Source organism: Bradyrhizobium sp. HKCCYLRH2015 (assembly GCF_051168215.1).
Classification (GTDB): Bacteria; Pseudomonadota; Alphaproteobacteria; order Rhizobiales; family Xanthobacteraceae; genus Bradyrhizobium.
This window is the reverse complement of sequence record NZ_JBNPUO010000002.1, coordinates 229037-249062: the sequence shown is the minus strand read 5'-3', so window position 1 is coordinate 249062 and position 20026 is coordinate 229037. Positions and strand designations below refer to the sequence as shown.

The 20026-nt window shown below is 66.5% G+C and carries 13 protein-coding genes; 5 read left to right on the top strand and 8 right to left on the bottom strand.

The annotated features are described in order from the left end of the window. The first annotated feature begins 203 nt into the window (after positions 1-203). The gene (gltB, locus tag ACQR1H_RS05195) at positions 204-4940 is read left to right on the top strand and encodes a glutamate synthase large subunit (RefSeq protein WP_434873540.1); all 4737 of its coding nucleotides are present in this window, start codon (positions 204-206) and stop codon (positions 4938-4940) included. Between the two features lie 314 nt (positions 4941-5254). Further along, the gene (locus ACQR1H_RS05190; protein WP_316179620.1) at positions 5255-6703 is read left to right on the top strand and encodes a glutamate synthase subunit beta; all 1449 of its coding nucleotides are present in this window, start codon (positions 5255-5257) and stop codon (positions 6701-6703) included. A gap of 982 nt (positions 6704-7685) precedes the next feature. Here ACQR1H_RS05190 and ACQR1H_RS05185 read toward each other — a convergent pair. The 3 genes from ACQR1H_RS05185 to ACQR1H_RS05175 are packed head-to-tail and all read right to left on the bottom strand — an operon-like array spanning position 7686 to position 10344. Further along, positions 7686-8501: an arylamine N-acetyltransferase family protein gene (locus tag ACQR1H_RS05185; RefSeq protein ID WP_434884714.1), complete on the bottom strand. Its 816-nt coding sequence runs from the start codon at positions 8499-8501 to the stop codon at positions 7686-7688. A 15-nt stretch (positions 8502-8516) separates the two neighbouring features. Then, entirely contained in the window at positions 8517-9332 is an 816-nt protein-coding gene (locus ACQR1H_RS05180) for an arylamine N-acetyltransferase family protein (RefSeq protein WP_434887863.1), read from the bottom strand. A gap of 10 nt (positions 9333-9342) precedes the next feature. Continuing rightward, positions 9343-10344 carry a KpsF/GutQ family sugar-phosphate isomerase gene (locus ACQR1H_RS05175; protein WP_315801808.1) on the bottom strand — a complete coding sequence of 334 codons (1002 nt, stop codon included), beginning with the start codon at positions 10342-10344 and terminating at the stop codon, positions 9343-9345. A gap of 169 nt (positions 10345-10513) precedes the next feature. Here ACQR1H_RS05175 and ACQR1H_RS05170 point away from each other — a divergent pair, with 169 nt between their 5' ends. After that, positions 10514-12232, top strand: coding sequence for an outer membrane beta-barrel protein (locus ACQR1H_RS05170; protein ID WP_316236784.1), 1719 nt, complete (start codon positions 10514-10516; stop codon positions 12230-12232). Positions 12233-12370: 138 nt separating this feature from the next. Here the strand turns inward: ACQR1H_RS05170 and ACQR1H_RS05165 are convergent, their stop codons facing one another. The 3 genes from ACQR1H_RS05165 to hemH all read right to left on the bottom strand — a co-directional run bounded on the left by ACQR1H_RS05165 (position 12371) and on the right by hemH (position 15130). Continuing rightward, the gene (locus ACQR1H_RS05165; RefSeq protein WP_316236783.1) at positions 12371-12817 is read right to left on the bottom strand and encodes an NfeD family protein; all 447 of its coding nucleotides are present in this window, start codon (positions 12815-12817) and stop codon (positions 12371-12373) included. Between the two features lie 16 nt (positions 12818-12833). Next, a complete protein-coding gene (locus ACQR1H_RS05160) occupies positions 12834-13838 on the bottom strand; it encodes an SPFH domain-containing protein (RefSeq protein ID WP_315801805.1) in 1005 nt (334 codons plus the stop codon). A 209-nt stretch (positions 13839-14047) separates the two neighbouring features. Beyond that, positions 14048-15130: a ferrochelatase gene (gene hemH, locus ACQR1H_RS05155; RefSeq protein WP_316217184.1), complete on the bottom strand. Its 1083-nt coding sequence runs from the start codon at positions 15128-15130 to the stop codon at positions 14048-14050. Positions 15131-15225: 95 nt separating this feature from the next. Here hemH and ACQR1H_RS05150 point away from each other — a divergent pair, with 95 nt between their 5' ends. Then, positions 15226-15633 carry an MAPEG family protein gene (locus tag ACQR1H_RS05150; protein WP_315801803.1) on the top strand — a complete coding sequence of 136 codons (408 nt, stop codon included), beginning with the start codon at positions 15226-15228 and terminating at the stop codon, positions 15631-15633. Between the two features lie 216 nt (positions 15634-15849). Next, the gene (gene shc / locus ACQR1H_RS05145) at positions 15850-17940 is read left to right on the top strand and encodes a squalene--hopene cyclase (RefSeq protein ID WP_434907379.1); all 2091 of its coding nucleotides are present in this window, start codon (positions 15850-15852) and stop codon (positions 17938-17940) included. A 223-nt stretch (positions 17941-18163) separates the two neighbouring features. Here shc and ACQR1H_RS05140 read toward each other — a convergent pair whose 3' ends face one another. Both ACQR1H_RS05140 and ACQR1H_RS05135 read right to left on the bottom strand, forming a co-directional pair. Further along, positions 18164-19387 (bottom strand): nickel/cobalt transporter, encoded by a 1224-nt coding sequence (locus tag ACQR1H_RS05140; protein ID WP_434907378.1) that lies wholly within the window; start codon positions 19385-19387, stop codon positions 18164-18166. After that, on the bottom strand, positions 19384-20019 hold the full coding sequence (locus ACQR1H_RS05135; protein WP_316179634.1) for a DUF1007 family protein: 636 nt from the start codon (positions 20017-20019) through the stop codon (positions 19384-19386). Before ACQR1H_RS05135 ends, ACQR1H_RS05140 begins: the two co-directional genes overlap by 4 nt. Positions 20020-20026 lie beyond the last annotated feature (7 nt).

The window sequence follows — 20026 nt, the reverse complement described above, 5'->3', positions numbered from 1 at the left end:
GCCTGAGGGCGCTGCGACATGAACAGGCCGCGGTCGTCCAGCGGGGACATGGTCCCCCGGCGGCTGGCCTGAATTCTGCAAATGCGGCTCGCTGAAAAAGGACGAGCGTTGGCTCCGGAGAGGGGCCGCGCAGCGCCCGGGGTGCGCCGGACTGTGTACCGGACTGTGGTGAAGGCCCTGACCAATAACTGATGGGGACGGATATGAGCGGATCGAAGGTCGAGCACGGAATTTTGGGCGGCGCGGTGCTGGCTGTGGATTCGCACGAGAAACCGGCCGAGATCACCCGCGAGCTGCACACCTGGCGTCCGGAGGCCGAAGGTCTGTATGACCCGAGCCAGGAGAAGGATTCCTGCGGCGTCGGCTTCATCGCCAACATCAAGGGCCAGAAGTCGCATCAGATCGTCGCCGACGCGCTGAACATCCTGTGCAACCTCGAGCATCGTGGCGCCGTCGGCGCCGACCCGCGCTTCGGCGACGGCGCCGGCATCCTGGTCCAGATCCCGCACGCCTTCTTCTCGCGCAAGGCGAAGGAGCTCGGCTTCACCTTGCCCGCCCCCGGCGAATACGCCATCGGCGCGCTGTTCATGCCGCGCGACGATTCCTGGCGGAACGTCATCAAGAGCATCATCGCCGACCAGATCGAGGAGGAAGGCTTGGTCCTGCTCGGCTGGCGCGACGTGCCGACCGACAACTCCTCGCTGGGCGTGACGGTCAAGCCGACCGAGCCGCGCAGCATGCAGGTGTTCATCGGCCGCAACGGCGCCGCCAAGACCGAGGACGAGTTCGAGCGCAAGCTCTACATCCTGCGCAAGTCGATCTCGCAGGCGATCTATCAGCGCCGCGACCGTGGCATGTCGGGCTATTATCCGTGCTCGATGTCGTGCCGGACCGTGATCTACAAGGGCATGTTCCTGGCCGACCAGCTCGGCAAGTACTACGCCGATTTGCATGAGCCGGACTTCGAGAGCGCGCTGGCGCTGGTGCATCAGCGCTTCTCGACCAACACCTTCCCGACCTGGTCGCTGGCGCATCCCTACCGGATGATCGCGCACAACGGCGAGATCAACACCCTGCGCGGCAACGTCAACTGGATGGCGGCGCGGCAGGCGTCGGTGTCGTCCGAGCTGTTCGGCAAGGACATCAGCCGGCTCTGGCCGATCTCCTATGAGGGCCAGTCCGACACCGCCTGCTTCGACAACGCGCTCGAGTTCCTGGTGCAGGGCGGCTACTCGCTGCCGCACGCGGTCATGATGATGATCCCGGAGGCGTGGGCCGGCAATCCGCTGATGAGCGAGGAGCGCCGCTCGTTCTACGAATATCACGCCGCCCTGATGGAGCCGTGGGACGGCCCGGCCGCGATCGCCTTCACCGACGGCCGCCAGATCGGCGCCACGCTCGACCGCAACGGCCTGCGGCCGGCGCGCTATCTCGTCACCAAGGACGACCGCATCGTAATGGCGTCCGAGATGGGCGTGCTCAAGATCCCGGAGGACCAGATCGTCACCAAGTGGCGGCTGCAGCCCGGCAAGATGCTGCTCGTCGATCTCGAGCAGGGCCGCCTGATCCCGGACGACGAGATCAAGGCGCAGCTCGCCGCCAGCCATCCCTACACCGAGTGGCTCGGCCGCACGCAGATTCAGGTCGAGAAGCTGCCGGATGCGCCGACCACGGGTGCGCGCACCAACCTGCCGCTCTTGGACCGGCAGCAGGCGTTCGGCTACAGCCAGGAAGACATCGCGATCCTGATGACGCCGATGGCGGCGACCGGCGAGGAGGCCACGGGCTCGATGGGCAACGACACGCCGATCTCGGCGCTGTCGGACAAGCCGAAGCTGCTCTTCACCTACTTCAAGCAGAACTTCGCACAGGTCACCAACCCGCCGATCGATCCGATCCGCGAGGAGCTGGTGATGAGCCTGGTCTCGATCATCGGCCCGCGACCGAACCTGTTCGACCTCGAGGGTGTCGCCTCGACCAAGCGGCTCGAGGTGCATCAGCCGATCCTGACCGATGCGGACCTGGAGAAGATCCGCTCGATCTCTGAGGTCTCCGACAGCCACTTCGTCTCACGCACGCTCGACACCACCTTCGATGCGAGCCTGGGCGCGGCCGGCTTCGAGCAGGTGCTCGACGATCTCTGCGGCCGCGCCGAAGCCGCGGTGCGCGAGGGCGTCAACATCATCATCCTGTCCGACCGCATGGTCTCGGCCGACCGGATTCCGATCCCGTCGCTGCTCGCCTGCGCCGCCGTGCATCATCACCTGATCCGCACCGGCCTGCGCACGTCGGTCGGCCTCGTGGTGGAGTCGGGTGAGCCGCGCGAGGTGCATCACTTCGCCTGTCTCGCCGGCTACGGCGCAGAGGCGATCAATCCGTATCTCGCCTTCGAGACCATCATCGCGCTCAAGGACAAGCTGCCGGGCGCGCTGAGCGACTACGAGGTCGTCAAGCGCTACATCAAGTCGATCGGCAAGGGCCTGCTCAAGGTCATGTCGAAGATGGGCATCTCGACCTATCAGTCCTACTGCGGCGCGCAGATCTTCGACGCGGTCGGCCTTCGCGCCGAGTTCGTGCAGAAGTTCTTCGCCGGCACCCACACCCGCATCGAGGGCGTCGGCCTCGCCGAGATCGCCGAGGAGACCACGCGCCGTCACCGCGACGCGTTCGGCGATGCGCTGGTCTACAAGAGCGCGCTCGATGTCGGCGGCGAATATGCCTACCGCACCCGCGGCGAGGACCATGCGTGGACGGCAGAGTCGGTTGCGACCTTGCAGCACGCCGTGCGCGGCAACTCCAGGGAGCGCTACCAGGCGTTCGCCAAGCTGCTCAACGAGCAGTCGGAGCGGCTGCTGACCCTGCGCGGCCTGTTCCGGATCAAGTCGGCCGAGGACGACAAGCGCAAGCCGGTTCCGCTCGACGAGGTCGAGCCGGCGAAGGAGATCGTCAAGCGCTTCGCCACGGGCGCGATGAGCTTCGGCTCGATCTCGCGCGAGGCGCATACGACGCTCGCGATCGCCATGAACCGGATCGGCGGCAAGTCGAACACCGGCGAAGGCGGCGAGGAGGCCGACCGCTTCAAGCCGCTGCCGAACGGCGATTCCATGCGCTCGGCGATCAAGCAGGTCGCCTCGGGCCGGTTCGGCGTGACGACGGAGTACCTCGTCAACTCCGACATGATGCAGATCAAGATGGCGCAGGGTGCCAAGCCCGGCGAAGGCGGTCAGCTGCCCGGCCACAAGGTCGACGCCACCATCGCCAAGGTGCGCCACTCGACGCCCGGCGTCGGCCTGATCTCGCCGCCGCCGCACCACGACATCTACTCGATCGAGGATCTCGCGCAGCTGATCTACGACCTGAAGAACGTCAATCCCGACGGTCAGGTCTCGGTCAAGCTCGTCTCGGAGGTCGGCGTCGGCACGGTTGCGGCCGGCGTCGCCAAGGCGCGCGCCGACCACGTCACGATCGCGGGCTTCGAGGGCGGCACCGGTGCCTCCCCGCTCACCTCGATCAAGCATGCGGGATCGCCGTGGGAGATCGGCCTTGCCGAGACGCATCAGACGCTGGTGCGCGAGCGGCTGCGCAGCCGCATCGTGGTCCAGGTCGACGGCGGTTTCCGCACCGGCCGTGACGTCGTCATCGGCGCACTCCTTGGCGCCGACGAGTTCGGCTTCGCCACCGCGCCGTTGATCGCGGCCGGTTGCATCATGATGCGCAAGTGCCACCTCAACACCTGTCCCGTGGGCGTCGCCACCCAGGACCCGGTGCTGCGCAAGCGCTTCACAGGCCAGCCCGAGCACGTCATCAACTTCTTCTTCTTCGTCGCCGAGGAAGTCCGCGAGATCATGGCCGCTCTGGGCTACCGCTCGTTCAACGAGATGGTTGGACAGACCCAGATGCTCGACCAGTCCAGGCTGGTGGCGCATTGGAAGGCCAAGGGCCTCGACTTCTCCAAGCTGTTCGTCAAGCAGAAGGCGGAGCCGGGCCAGAAGGTCTATCACGCCGAGAAGCAGGACCATCACCTCGACGCCGTGCTCGACCGCAAGCTGATCGAGCAGGCCAAGCCCGCGCTCGACCGCGGCGCGCCGGTCAAGATCGAGGCCGAGATCAACAACACCGACCGTTCGGCGGGCGCGATGCTCTCCGGCGCGGTGGCGAAGATCTACGGCCATGCCGGCCTGCCGCAGGATACGATCCATGTCAGCCTGAAGGGCACCGCCGGCCAGGCGTTCGGCGCCTGGCTCGCCAACGGCGTCACCTTCGAGCTCGAAGGCGAAGGCAACGACTATGTCGGCAAGGGCCTGTCGGGCGGCCGCATCATCGTCAAGCCGCCGCGCAACTCCGGCATCGTGCCGGAGGAGTCGATCATCGTCGGCAACACCGTGATGTACGGCGCCATCTCCGGCGAGTGCTTCTTCCGCGGCATCGCCGGCGAGCGCTTCGCGGTGCGCAACTCGGGCGCGGTCGCCGTCGTCGAGGGCGCGGGTGATCATTGCTGCGAGTACATGACCGGCGGCATCGTCGTCGTGCTTGGCAAGACCGGGCGCAACTTCGCGGCCGGCATGTCCGGCGGCGTCGCCTATGTGCTCGACGAGGCCGGCGACTTCGACAAGCATTGCAACATGGCGATGGTCGAGCTCGAGCCGGTGCTGTCGGAGGAGATGATCGCGGAAGCCTCCTATCACCAGATGGGCGATCTCGAGGCGCATGGCCGGGTCGACGTGTTCAAGAACCTGCTGGCGTCCGACATCGAGCGCCTGCACATCCTGATCTCGCGTCACGCCAAGGCCACCGGCTCGAAGCGCGCCGCAGAAATCCTGGCGAACTGGAAGGACTATGCGCCGAAGTTCCGCAAGGTCATGCCGGTCGAGTACCGCCGCGCCCTGAAGGAAATGGCGGCCAACGCCGACGCCGAGCCGAAGATCGCGATCGGGGCTTGATATCTCTCCTCATGGTGAGGAGGCGCGTAGCGCCGTCTCGAACCATGAGGCCGAGAGCGGGGCCTCACCCTTCGAGACGCGGCGAAGACGCCGCTCCTCAGCGGTGAGGAGAAAATAGGAGCAAACCCTCATGGTGAGGAGGTGCGCAGCACCGTCTCGAACCATGAGGCCGAGAGCGGGGCCTCACCCTTCGAGACGCGGCGAAGACGCCGCTCCTCAGGGTGAGGAGAAGTAGGAGCAAACCCTCATGGTGAGGAGGCGCGAAAGCGCCGTCTCGAACCATGAGGCCCGAGCAGTCAGGGACGTCGTAGGTCATGGGCAAGGTCACAGGTTTTCTCGAAATCGAGCGGCACGATCGCAAGTACGCGCCGGTTGCCGAGCGTCTGAAGAACTTCAACGAGTTCGTGGTGCCGCTCTCCGAGAAGGAGCTGCGCGACCAGGCGGCGCGCTGCATGAATTGCGGCATCCCCTACTGCCACGGCACGGGCTCGGCCGCGCCGGGCACCACCGGCTGCCCGGTCAACAACCAGATCCCGGACTGGAACGACCTCGTCTACAACGGCAACTGGGAAGAGGCGTCGCGCAACCTGCACTCGACCAACAACTTCCCGGAGTTCACCGGCCGCATCTGCCCTGCCCCGTGCGAGGCGTCGTGCACCTTGAACATCGACGACAACCCGGTGACCATCAAGACGATCGAATGCGCCATCGTCGACAAGGCCTGGGAGAATGGCTGGCTGAAGCCGGAGCCGGCCTCCGTCAAGACCGGCAAGAAGGTCGCGGTCGTCGGCGCGGGTCCGGCCGGTCTCGCAGCCGCGCAGCAGCTGGCGCGCGCCGGACACGAGGTGCATGTCTATGAGAAGCACGCCAAGGCCGGCGGTCTGCTGCGCTACGGCATTCCCGACTTCAAGATGGAGAAGGGCATCATCGACCGCCGCATCGCGCAGATGGAAGGCGAAGGCGTCGTCTTCCACTACGGCGTCAATGTCGGCGGCAAGGACGGCCTCGATGCCAAGACCCTTCTGAAGGACTACGACGCCGTGGCGCTGACCGGCGGCGCGGAAGCCCCGCGCGACCTGCCGATCCCCGGCCGCGATCTCGCCGGCATTCATTACGCGATGGACTTCCTGCCGCAGCAGAACCGCCGCGTCGGCAACGAGCCGGTGAATGCGACCGAGATCCTCGCCGGCGGCAAGCATGTCGTCGTGATCGGCGGCGGCGACACCGGCAGCGACTGCATCGGCACCTCGCTGCGCCAGGGCGCGCTCTCCGTGACCCAGCTCGAGATCATGCCGGCCCCGCCGGAGCGCGAGGACAAGGCGCTGACCTGGCCGAACTGGCCGCTGAAGATGCGGACATCGTCGAGCCAGGCCGAGGGCGCGATGCGCGAGTTCGCGGTGCTGACGCAGAAGTTCGAGGGTGAGAACGGCGCGGTCAAGAAGATGCACTGCGTCCGCGTCGACGCCCAGTTCAAGCCGATCCCGGGCACCGAGTTCGAGCTCGCAGCCGACCTCGTGCTGCTGGCGATGGGCTTCGTGCATCCGGTGCACGAGGGTCTGCTCAAGAGCCTTGGCGTCGACCTCGACCCGCGCGGCAACGTCAAGGCCAACCTGACCGACTACCAGACCTCGCTGCCGAAGGTCTTCTCCGCCGGCGACATGCGGCGCGGCCAGTCGCTGGTGGTCTGGGCGATCCGCGAGGGCCGCTTGTGCGCCCAGGCCGTCGACAAGTTCCTGATGGGCAAGACCGAGCTGCCGCGCTGAGCGCGGAGTGTAGTGGACGTGCTGTAGATCAGCCTTAGCCCGACTGCCCACCCCGACGCCGGTGCGCTCCCCTCCCCCTTGCGGGGAGGGGTCGGGGGTGGGGGTCACCGGGCGCCGAACAGCGTTGGATCCGCCGGCGCTTCAACATGCCCAAGAACATGCCGAAGAACATGCCCAAGGCAGTCACCGCTTTCGTCGCCCTCTTCTTCTGAAGTCAGCTATGAGCTTCCGTCATTGCGAGGAGCAAAGCGACGAAGCAATCCAGAGCCGCGCAACCGACTCTGGATTGCTTCGCTGCGCTCGCAATGACGCGGTGAGACTATCGAGCTCAGCAGGCGCCCTACTCACGGATAGAGAATTCAGCTCTCATCAGATCGAACGTGACTCGGGGACCCCCACCCCCGATCCCTCCCCGCAAGGGGGAGGGGAGCGCACCGATTGCGTCGCTTGCAGCTCCAATCCAATTTGCAGCATTCATTGCACGGACAACAAAAAAAGGGATGGGGGCTTCCTCGACGAGAGTCTCCGCTCGGCCTGAAGTGGCAGGTCAGGCCGTGGTCTCATGATCGATCGGATGAGCGTCGAAGCGTCAGGGTCGACGTTGCAACCGTGAAGCCCCCACCCGTCCTGGCCGTGAGGCCAGCTCGGATGAGCCGCGGCGCGCGGCTCCGATGTCAGGAAGGATGCGGCCGTGTTCGGTGAGGGCAGCCCTGCTCGGACACACTCGGCAGGATTGATCGCGTCGCGTGCATCACGATGTCAGTCATGCTGGACGATCCCCATTGTTCGACGGCTGGCAGCCGCGAGCCCCTCAGGTTCCCGCAACCTAAGGGTGCGACCCTTAACATAAACACAATGAGAGGGCCGGCATTCCCGTCAAATTCCGCACGACACGCGAAAAAGTTCCGCAGCGACTCGTGCTCGCATGCGCGGCCGCAACGCACGTTCGATCACAGAACATCGCGTGCAACCTGCAACGCGATCAGCTCGACGTCCGCACCCAGATGTCTTCGACCGGCACCGGGGGCGTCACACGGAAGATGTCGTCGATAAGACGGCCAAGCTCGCCGGCGGTCTCGATGATCCGCTCCTCGATCACCTCGCCATCGCGCGCCTGCCGCTGATAGCGGCGGCTGACCAGCTTGTGCCGCACACGAGGCTCGACACGCTCCATCATCAGCGTATGCGTGGCCGGCACGTTCGGGCTGGTCGAGGTGTACCAGTTGCCGAGCACGTAGTCGGCATGGATCTGCGGCGCGAGATCGAAGGCGTACATCATGCGCCAGCCCGCCGGCTGCTTTGCGCTGACCGTGTAGAGTCCGTCCCACGTGCCGATGCGAAACGTCCCCATCGGCGTCTGCTGCTCGGGCCCGATCTCGAGACGGATGGGCGCATCCATCATGCAGATGCCGAAGCCGACATCGACGAGATGCGGATGGCCGTCGACCTCGACGAGCAGCATCATGTGCTGGCGCGGCCCGAGCGGATCTGATGGCGCCGAGCGCCAGCGCACGCGCCCCGTCAGGCCGTTGACCTTGAATCCGATCGCTTCCAGCGCGGCCTGGAACAGCACGTTCTGCTCGAAGCAGTAGCCGCCGCGGCGGCCGAGCACGAGCTTCTGCTGCACGGACGGCAGGTCGACATGGACGGAACGGCCCATCAGCGGATCGAGCGCCTCGAACGGCAGCGCGTCGACATGCGCGGCCTGCAGCGCTGCGAGCGTCGCCAGGTCGGGCGCGAGCGGCCCGCGATAGGCGATGCGGGCGAGATAGGACTCCAGCTGAAACTCATCCGCCATCGCAACGCCTTCCCGTCAACCCTCGATGCGCGCCCAGATCACATCGACGGACACCGGAGGTGTCAGCCCGAACACCTCCTCGATGACGCTGCGCAGCGTCTCGGGCGTTTCGATGATCTGCTCGCTCCTCACCTCGCCATCGCGCGCCTCGACGACCAGACGGCGATTGACCAGCTTGTAGCGCGCCTCGCGGGTCAACCGCTCCAGGATCAGCATCGAGGTGAATGGCGTCAACGGGCTGGTCGAGGTGAACCAGTTGCCGAGCACATAGTCGGCGTGGATCTGCGGCAACAGATCAAACACATACATCGTGCGCCAGCCGGCCGGCTGCCTCGCCGCGAGCCAATACAGCCCATCGGAGAGCGTCAGACGGAACGTCCCCATCGCGGTCGGCTGCTCGATGTCGGCAACCATCTGCAGCGGCGTATCGAGCAGGCAGGAGCCGAAACCGACATCGGCGAGATAAGGCCCCTCCGGCAGGTCCACCTTCAGCATCATGTGCGTGCGCGGCGTCAGCGGCGCATCGGCATCGAGCCGCCAGCGCACCCGTGCCGAGAGCGGCGTCACCGCAAAGCCGATCGCCTCCAGCGCCGCTTTCAACAGCGCATTCTGCTCGAAGCAATAGCCGCCCCGACGGCCGTCGACGATCTTGGCCTGCACCGAGACGAGATCGATGTTCACGGGCCGGCCGAGCAGCGGATCGATGCCTTCGAAAGCGATGGCATCGACATGGGCGGCCTGCAATCCGGCGAGCGTTTGGAACGTCGGCGTCAGCGGGCCGCGATAGCCGATGCGGGCGAGATATCTGTCGAGATCGAAACGGTCGGTCATGGTGGGAAGGTCACGCCACCCCTGCCCGCAACAGATCGTGCATGTGCAGGATGCCGACCGGCTTGGCGCCGTCGGTCACGATCAGGGTCGTGATCTTGGCGGAGTTCAGGATCTCCAGCGCCTCGGAGGCCAGCGCCTCGCGGCGCACGGTGCGCGGGTTCGCGGTCATGATCTCGTCGACCGAGACGGACAGCAGGTCGGCACGCATCTTCCGGCGGAGGTCGCCGTCGGTGATGATGCCGGCGACATGGCCACGGCCATCGACGATGATGACGCAGCCCAGACCCTTGGCCGACATCTCGGCAAGCGCATCGGCCATGCCGGTGCCGAGCGGCTTCAGCGGCACCGCGTCGCCCGAGCGCATCAGATCGGAGATATGTTTGAGCATGGCGCCGAGCTTGCCGCCCGGATGGAAATTGGCGAATTCGAGCGCGGTGAAGCCGCGGCCTTCGAGCAGCGCGATCGCGAGCGCATCGCCGATCGCGGCCTGCATCAGGGTCGAGGTGGTCGGCGCCAGATTGTGCGGACAGGCCTCGCGCGCCTTCGGCAGCTCCAGCACGATACGCGCCGCCTCCCCCAGCGACGATTGCGCATTGGAGGTGACCGCGATCAGCGGGATGGCGAAGCGCTTGGTATAGTTGACCAGCGTCTTCATCTCCGGCTGCTCGCCGGACCACGACAGCGCGATGACGACGTCGTCCGAGGTGATCATGCCGAGATCGCCATGGCCGGCCTCGGCGGAATGGACGAAGAAGGCGGGCGTGCCGGTCGAGGCGAGGGTTGCGGCCATCTTGCGGGCGACGTGGCCGGACTTGCCGAGGCCGGTGAGGATCGCCCGGCCCTTGGCTTGGCGGATCAGCTCGACGGCAGCGGCGAAGGCTGCTCCCAAGGGCCCGGATAGCGCCGCGGAGATCGCGGCAATGCCGTTGCTGCCGGCGTCGAGCGTGCGCAGCGCCGACTGGATATCTGCGTTGGCGGGAGCGGTGTCGGGCAACGGCTTCGATCTCGGCATGCGGACTTCCAGGGCTGAACAGTCAGGCGCCGCTCTTTAGCATGGGTAAGGCAGCAAGGCGCCATCAACAGCCCATTAACCATATTTGTTTTTACTCCCTTAACGACGCGGTTGGCCGGCGGCGCGGGCGTCCCGACGACGCAATTGATTTTGTTGGAGTATTTTCATCGTGGGGTGGAGGCCTGACAGCGGCCGCGCGAGGCGCGCGCGAAGGCGCGCGGTGTGGCGCGGTGCGTCCGCCGCATGCCTGCTGCTCGCCGCGCTCGGCCCCGAGGCCGCCCGCTCCCAGACCATCGACGTGTTCCGGCCGGTGCGCGACGGCTTCCTGGCACCGCAGGACTCCCCGTTGCGGCGGACCGTGGTCAGCGGCCTGACCGATGCCGTCCCGACGCCAGGGCTGCCCGCGACGCCTGCGCCGGCCAGCTCGGCCGCACGACGAACTCTGGTCCCCCTGCCCGGTGTGCCCGCGGCCAGCGGCGCATCCGATGTCGGCTATGATTCGCTGAATCGCACCCGCAAGAAGCCGAAATACTATCCCGCCCAGGCGCGGCCCAAGCCGGCGCCGGGCCCCGGCACACCGCCGTCCGGCGAGCTCACCGGCCAGTTGCGCCCGACCTTGCCGCCCTCGGCCTCCGCCAACCGGCAACCGCTGCCGCCCGCGATGGCGGGCACCGTCCCCGGCCAGCCGCCGCGCAAGCGCCTCAGGATCGACGACGACCCGTTCGGCGCGGTCGGCGACTACGCCGGGCCGTTCCTGATCAAGGGCGCGGTCGAGCTCTCTGCCGGCTATGACAGCAACCCGGCCCGCCTCGCCAGGCCGCGCGGCATGCCGGCCTGGGTGATCGCGCCGGAATTCCTGGCGGTGTCGAACTGGGAGCGTCACGCCCTCGTCGCCGACCTTAGGGGATCCTTCACCGGCTATGGCAGCACCCTGCCGGCCATCATGGACGGCGGCATCAATTCGGCGCCGACCACGCTCGACCGCCCCGACTTCACCGGCCATGTCGACGGCCGCCTCGATATCACGCGCGACACCTCGATCGGCGCCCAGCTCCGCCTGCGCGCGGCGACCGACAATCCCGGCAGCCCCAGCGTGCAGGCCGGATTGTCGCGCTATCCGGTCTACACCACGCTCGGCACCACCTTAGGCATCGACCAGCGCTTCAACCGGCTGCAGGTCTCGGCCGGCGCCACCGCCGATCGCACCAGCTATCAGCAGAGCAAGCTGACCGACGGCACGATGACGTCGAACGATGACCGCAACTACAACCAGTTCGGCGGCATCGGCCGGGTGTCCTATGAGGTCATGCCCGGCCTGAAGCCCTTCACGGAAATCCAGGGCGACAGCCGCGTGCACGACGAGAAGATCGACCGTTCCGGCTATCAGCGCGATTCCTCCGGCGGCTACGCCAAGGCCGGCACCTCGTTCGAGTTCACCCGGCTGCTGACCGGCGAGGTCTCGCTCGGCTATGCCACGCGCAGCTATGTCGACCCGCGGCTGAACCGGCTGCAGGGCTTCCTGACCACGGCCTCGCTGGTGTGGTCGGCGACGCCGCTCACCACCGCGCGCTTTCTCTCCGACACGCAGCTCGCGGAGACCACGGTGGCCGGCGCCTCCGGCGTGCTGGTGCGCACCTACACGGTGCAGGTCGATCACGATTTCCGCCGCTGGCTGACCGGCATCGGCAAGTTCAGCTTCGGCACGCTCGACTATCAGGGCTACGGCCGCAGCGACCGCACCTATTCGGCCGAAGGCAACCTCGTCTACAAGATGTCGCGCAACGTCTGGGTCAAGGGCACGCTGCGCTATGACAAGCTGGACTCCAACATCGCCGGCGCGGGATCGTCGGGCACGGTGGTGATGCTGGGCGTCCGGCTGCAGAACTGAGCCCCGCTCTGCCCCCGTCATTGCGAGGAGCGAAGCGACGAAGCAATCCAGGGCTGTGTAAACGACTCTGGATTGCTTCGCTGCGCTCGCAATGACGTGGTGAGAGCGTTGCTTCAATCAGGCGACATCACCCGGAGCTTACGCCGCCGTCACCGTCAGATGTGCGCCGTCCGCCTGCACGATGCGCACGCGGCTGCCGGCGGGCGTGTCCGGGCCGGCGACGCGCCACACCGTGTCGTCGATGCGCACGGTGCCGTTGCCGCCGACGATCGGCTTCTCCAGGGTGAACTCGCGGCCGACCAGCGCGGCCGAGCGGCGGTTGAGGAACGGATTGTCCTGCGATGGCGCCGCGTTGGCGCGCGCCAGCCGCCGCCACAGCGGCACGGCCGCGATCGCGAACAGCGCGAACAGCAGTATCTGCAGCTGCCATCCCGGCGCGACGACGAACGAGATCAGGCCGACCAGCAGCGCCGCGAGGCCTAGCCAGAACAGGAAGATGCCGGGCGCCAGCAGCTCCAGCGCCATCAGCAGGACGCCGAAGATCAGCCAGTTCCAGGTGCCGAGCGTGACGAACATGTCGCTCATGATCGCCTCCTTCGCTCTACGTCCGCGGCGGCACGGGCGGCGCCGGCGGCGTCCCCGCCGACGGCACCGAACCGCCGCGGCGCGCGGCGGCCACGGCCGAAGCCGCGCTCTCGCCGAACGTCGCCTTGGCGATCTCGCCGATGCCGGCGAGCGAGGCCAGCATGCCCGTCGCCTCCAGCGGCAGCATGATCACCTTCTGGTTCGGCGAGTCGGCGAGCTGGCCGAACGCCTTGATGTATTTGTCGGCGATGAAGTAGTTGAGCGCGGCGACATCGCCCTTACCGATCGCGTCCGACACCATCTGCGTCGCCTTGGCCTCGGCTTCGGCCGCGCGCTCGCGCGCCTGGGCATCGAGAAAGGCCGATTCGCGGCGGCCCTCCGCCTGCAGGATCTGGCTCTGCTTCGCACCTTCCGCGCGCAGAATCTCCGACTGGCGCTGGCCCTCGGCCTGCAGGATGTCGGCGCGCTTGACGCGCTCGGCCTTCATCTGACGGCCCATCGCCTCGACCAGATCGGCCGGCGGCACGATGTCCTTGATCTCGATCCGGTTCACCTTGAGGCCCCACGGCGACACCGCGGCGTCGACGACCCGCAGCAGCCGCTCGTTGATCTCGTCGCGATGCGACAGCACCTGGTCGAGATCCATCGCGCCCATCACCGAGCGGATGTTGGTCATGGTCAGCGTGACGATCGCCTGGTTGAGGTTCGACACCTCGTAGCTCGCCTTGGCGGCGTCGAACACCTGGTAGAAGGCGACGCCGTCGACCGTCACGGTGGCGTTGTCCTTGGTGATGACCTCCTGCTCGGGGATGTCGATCACCTGCTCCATCATGTTGATCTTGCGCCCGATGCGATCGAAGAAGGGCACGATGATGTTGAGGCCCGGCGACAAGGTGCGGGTGTATTTGCCGAACCGCTCGACGGTCCAGTCGAACCCCTGTGGCACGGTCTTCACGCCGGAATACAGCGTGAAGATGACCAGCAGCACCAGCGCTATGGCGAAAATGTCGAAACCGCTCATGTATCCTCCAAGGGAGGAGACGGTCGTCCCCTCACCAGCCTCTGCAGCCATCACAATCTAGGGATTGCTGCATGATTTTGTCGGGGATTCGTCAGGCGCGGTTCAGGAAAGTATTTTCGAAGGTTGCAGCGGCATTAACCTTGCGCCGCCGCACGGCTCACCTAGCCGAAGGCAGAGAAGCGCCGGCGGGCCGGCTCAGAGCCAGCCCGTTACAGCCAACCCTGCAGCTCGCGCAGCACGAGCTGCCGCAGTACCTCCATGCCCGGGGCACTGTCGTTCAGGCACGGCACGGCGGAGAATTCCTCGCCGCCATTGTGCTTGAAGATCTCGCAGTTCTCGCCGGAGATCTCCTCCAGCGTCTCCAGGCAGTCGGCGGCGAAGCCGGGCATCACCACGGCGATGCGCTTGACGCCGTCCTTGGCGAGCTTCTCGATGGTCTTGTCGGTGTAGGGCTGCAGCCACTCCGAGAAGCCGAAACGCGACTGGAAGGTCAGCAGCAGCTTGGTGTCGTCCATGCCGAGCCGCTTGCGCAGCAGCTCGGTGGTGGCGACGCACTGCTCGCGATAGGGGTCGCCCTTGTCGACATATTCCTTCGGCATGCCGTGGAACGACGCCACGATCAGCTCGGGCGTGTACGGCAGCGTCTTCAGATGATCCTCGATCGAGACCGCCAGCGCCTCGATGTAGAAATCGTCGTTGTAATAGGGCGGCGTCACCCGGATGGTCGGCTGCGCCCGCAGCTCGGTCAGGACGCGGAACGCCTCGTCGCACACGGTGGCCGAGGTCGCGGCCGAATATTGCGGATACAGCGGCACGACCAGGATGCGGTCACAGCCTTTGGCCATCAGGCCATCGACACCGGCCTTGATCGACGGATTGCCGTAGCGCATCGCCCAGTCGACGAGGACGTGGCTGCGGTCGGCGATCGCAGCGGCCAGCTTCTCGCTCTGCGCGCGGGTGATCGTCTTCAGCGGCGATTCGTTCTTCTCGGTGTTCCAGATCGACTGGTAGTCCTTGGCCTTCTTGCGCGGCCGGACGTTGAGGATGATCCCGTTGAGGATGATCTTCCACAGCAGGCCCTGGTCCTCGATGACGCGACGGTCGGACAGGAACTCTTTCAGATACACCCGCACGCCAGCGGCGTCGGCCGTATCGGGCGTCCCGAGATTGACCAGCAGCACGCCGACGCGTGACGTGCTCGCGGCCGGCAACGGTTTGGCATCAAGAGCCTTGGCATCAAGAGCCTTGGCATCGACAGGCCTGGCATTGTCGAGGGAGATGGCGGCGGTCATGATGCCTGTGACTGGTGAAGGGCGTGGCTTGGCGGCTTGTTTCGACATTGTCAAGATAAGGGCCATTTCACCGATGTCATCGGGCTGGAGGAGCCATGACGATTGCAGAATGGTGCATTTTCGCCAGCGTAATGCTCTACCTTTTAACGATCGTGCCGGCGAAATGGATCAAGGTCGACGGCGCCGGGCGCTATGACAACGCCCGGCCGCGAGATCCCGCCTTCTACGCCGGCGGCATCCGCGAGCGGGCGCTGGGCGCCCACCAGAACGGCATCGAGGCGTTCCCGTTCTTTGCGGCGGCGGTACTGCTGGCCGAGTTCCGCGGCGCGCCGCAGAACCTGATCAACGAGCTGTCGGTGCTGTTCCTGATCGTGCGCATCGCCTACGTCCTGACCTACGTCGGTGACCGGCCGTCGCTGCGCTCGATCCTGTGGGCGATCGGCTTCCTGATCACGGTCGCGATTTTCTTCCTGCCTTTGCTGCGCAATTACCTGCCGGTTTGAGCGGAAGCCGCGGTCCCCGCGCGTGAGCGGTGTCACATCCCTGTCCCCGCCGAGGTGCTAACCACGAGCGCTGAAGACCTCGGTCCGTACGCTTTTCGTTTCCGCTTTGATCCGGCCTGCTACGGCCAGTTGATTGGATTTGACGGCGAAATTCCCTATAGGGCGGGGTGAATTCGACGGCTGCAGCGGCGCTATCGGGCCGCCAGAGGGATGATGATGACTTTGACCAGCTCGGCTTCCGCGCGCGCGCCGCGCGACCCGGGAAATTACCAGACCGCCCTGCAATCGACGGTGCGGGCGGCTTCGGACTGGCTGATCGCCAACCAGAAGCCGGACGGCCACTGGGTCGGCCGCGCCGAATCCAACGCCTGCATGGAGGCGCAATGGTGCCTGGCGCTGTGGTTCATGGGGCTCGAGGACCATCCGCTGCGCAAGCGCCTGGGCCAGTCGCTGCTCGACAGCCAGCGCCCGGACGGCGCCTGGCAGGTCTATTTCGGCGCGCCCAATGGCGACATCAACGCGACCGTAGAGGCCTATGCCGCGCTGCGCTCGCTCGGCTTCCGCGACGATGAGCCGCCGGTGCGCCGCGCCCGCGAATGGATCGAGGCCAAGGGCGGCTTGCGCAACATCCGCGTGTTCACGCGCTACTGGCTGGCGCTGATCGGCGAATGGCCGTGGGAGAAGACGCCGAACATCCCGCCCGAAGTGATCTGGTTTCCGCTCTGGTTTCCGTTCTCGATCTACAATTTCGCGCAATGGGCACGCGCCACCCTGATGCCGATCGCCGTGCTGTCGGCGCGGCGCCCGAGCCGGCCGCTGCCGCCCGAGAACCGGCTCGACGCGCTGTTTCCGCATGGGCGCAACGCGTTCGGCTACGACCTGCCGGTCAAGGCCAATGCCGGCGGCTGGGACAAGTTCTTCCGCGGCGCCGACAAGGTGCTGCATGCCCTGCAGAACTTCGGCAACAAGCTCAATCTCGGCCTGTTTCGCCCGGCGGCGACCAGCCGCGTGCTGGAATGGATGATCCGCCATCAGGATTTCGACGGCGCCTGGGGCGGCATCCAGCCGCCCTGGATCTACGGCCTGATGGCGCTCTATGCCGAGGGCTATCCGCTCAATCACCCCGTTCTCGCCAAGGGCCTCGATGCCCTGAACGATCCCGGCTGGCGGGTCGATGTTGGCGATGCCACCTACATCCAGGCGACCAACAGCCCGGTGTGGGACACGATCCTCACTTTGCTCGCCTTCGACGATGCCGGCGTGCTCGGCGATTATCCGGAAGCCGTGGACAAGGCGGTGAACTGGGTGCTGGAGCGCCAGGTGCGGGTGCCCGGCGACTGGTCGATGAAGCTGCCGCACGTCAAGCCCGGCGGCTGGGCGTTCGAATACGCCAACAACTACTATCCCGACACGGACGACACCGCGGTGGCGCTGATCGCATTGGCGCCGCTGCGGCATGATCCCAAGTGGAAGACCAAGGGCATCGACGAGGCGATCCAACTCGGCGTCGACTGGCTGATCGGCATGCAGAGCCACGGCGGCGGCTGGGGCGCGTTCGACAAGGACAACAACCAGCAGATCCTGACCAAAATTCCGTTCTGCGACTACGGCGAGGCGCTCGATCCGCCGTCGGTCGACGTCACCGCGCACATCGTCGAGGCGTTCGGCAAGCTCGGCATCTCGCGCAACCATCCCGCCATGGTGCGCGCGCTCGACTACATCCGACGGGAGCAGGAGCCGAGCGGTCCATGGTTCGGCCGCTGGGGCGTCAACTACGTCTACGGCACCGGCGCCGTGCTGCCGGCGCTGGCCGCGATCGGCGAGGACATGACGCAACCCTATATCGGCCGCGCCTGCGACTGGCTCGTCGCCCATCAGCAGCCGGACGGCGGCTGGGGCGAGAGCTGCGCGTCCTACATGGATGTCAGCGCGGTCGGGCGCGGCACCACCACCGCGTCGCAGACCGCCTGGGCGCTGATGGCACTGCTCGCCGCCAACCGTCCGCAGGACAAGGAAGCCATCGAGCGCGGCTGCCTGTGGCTGGTCGAACGCCAGTCCGCCGGCACCTGGGACGAGCCGGAGTTCACCGGCACCGGCTTCCCCGGCTACGGCGTCGGCCAGACCATCAAGCTGAACGATCCCTCGTTGCAGGAGCGGCTGATGCAGGGCCCCGAGCTGTCCCGCGCCTTCATGCTCCGCTACGGCATGTATCGCCACTACTTCCCGCTGATGGCGCTCGGCCGCGCGCTGCGGCCGCAGGGGCATGGCAACACCGCATCCGCACCCTCGCTGTCGTCCCGGCCTTGAGCCGGGACCCATAACCACAGGGAGCGGTTTGAGGCAGGCGTGTAGTTAAAGGCTCGCTCAATCACAGCCGCCGCGGAGTATGGGTCCCGGCTCAAGGCCGGGACGACACCAATAGTTTTGCGCGATCTCGGCCCACCCCACCGCTGTCATGCCCCGCGCAGGCGCATCCAGTACGCCGCGGCGGACGTGTTGCGCAGGAGCGGAGTAGCTGACCGCACCCCGCTCAGAAGCAGGTCGTGCGTTCCGCCGCCATGTAGCCGAACAGCAGGCCGACACCGAACAGCAGCACCAGCCCGGCCGCGCCGAACTCCAGTCCCCGCATGATCAGGGCGCCGCCGCCGTCGCGGCCGGCGCTGAGGCGGCGGGCGATGTCCTTGGCGGCGACCGCGATGACGGCGATGGTGGCGACGGTGATCGCGGTGCCCATGCCCATCACGAGGGTGGCGGCGACGCCGGCCCAGAACATGCCCTGCGCCAGGGCGAACACCAGCACCAGGATCGCACCCGAGCAGGGACGGATTCCGGCGGCGAAGATCGCCTGGAAGCCGCGCTGCCAGCCGCCGGGGCCGGCGAGCTCGCTCGGCGCGGGTCCGTGCGAATGGCCGCAGCCGCAATCGTCGCCATGGACGTGATCATGATGCACGTGATCGTGATGGACATGATCATGATGGGCGTGATCGTGAGCGGCGTGACCATGGGCCGCGGCCGCATGCGTGTGAGCATGACCGTGGTGATGATCATGTCCATGATGGTCGTGGCCGTGATGGTGGTCATGCCCATGGTGATCTTGAGGCGCGCGATGCTGATGATCATGCGCGTGGCCGTGATCATGCCCTGACGGCACCACCGCAGCCGCCGGCCCACCAGCCAGCGCCAGCGCTGGAGTCGCCGGCTGCCACGTCCGCAGGAACGCCGCGCCCTTGACCCACACCAGCCGCGCGCCGAGCAGCGCGATCAGGCCATAGCTCGCGATCTCCACCACCTTCTCGGCGCTGCACATGCTGGCCGCCGTCGCGTTCAGCAGCACCGCGCCGATGCCGACGATCGCCACTGCCACCAGCGCCTGCATCAGGCCCGAAGCAAATGACAGCACGATGCCGCGCTTCGCCGTCTCCTGGTTGGCGACGAGATAGGACGCGATCACGGCCTTGCCATGGCCGGGGCCAGCCGCATGGAAAATGCCGTAGGCGAACGAGATCGCGAGCAGCCACCACACCGCCGAGCCGTCCTCTTTGGCGGAGCGGATCGCGCCCGACATCTGCCGGTAGAACTCCGACTGCTTGGCGAGCAGCCAGCCGACGATGCCGCCGACCTGCGGCTCGCCCGCAGGCGCGCCGAATGGCGACTTGGCGAGCAGCACGTGCGAGGCGGCGTCGGCGGCAGCCAGCGCAGCGAGGATCGCAGCGCAAGTCAGGAGTGGTCGGGCGGCGTTGGGGCGAGGTGTCATGGACATTCCACTGAGATCTTGTTGGCGAAATTCATTCCGAAATTGGCGTTCGCCCCGCCGCTCAGGAATGTCTGTTCGTTCATGGTCTGCGCGACGGAGCCGCCGTCGCTCGGTCTCACCAGGCCGAACTTGCAGCCCGCGGGAGCACTGACCAGCTTGACGGGATCCTTCTCCGCCATCTGGAAATCGATGAAATAGCTGGGATCGTACACCTCGACCTGAAGCTCCCTGGGCTTCACCGGCGCCTTCAGCGGCAGAGTGAAGTGCAAGGTCAGCTTGGTGTCCTTGTATTCGAGGTAGTAGTCGACGGGATCCTCGAGCTTCTGCTTGCGGCCGTCGGACTTGATGAACGTGAAATAGGCATATTCCTTCAGCGACTCCGCGTTGGTCTGCGCCAGCGGCGCCAGCTCCTCGCGGGTGTAGACGCCCTTCTGCTTGGTCTCGAGGCCCTGCAGTGCGTAGGTCGCGAACATGTCGTCGAAGGTCCAGGCGTGCCGCACGCCGGTCAGCGAGCCGTCGGCCGCGTAGAGCAGCTCGCTGGTCGCGGTGACCCAGACATGCGGATGGGCGCTCGCCGCGCTCGCGCCGAGCACGAGCATCAGCGCACCGAGAACGAAACGAACCACCGCCATCCCCTTC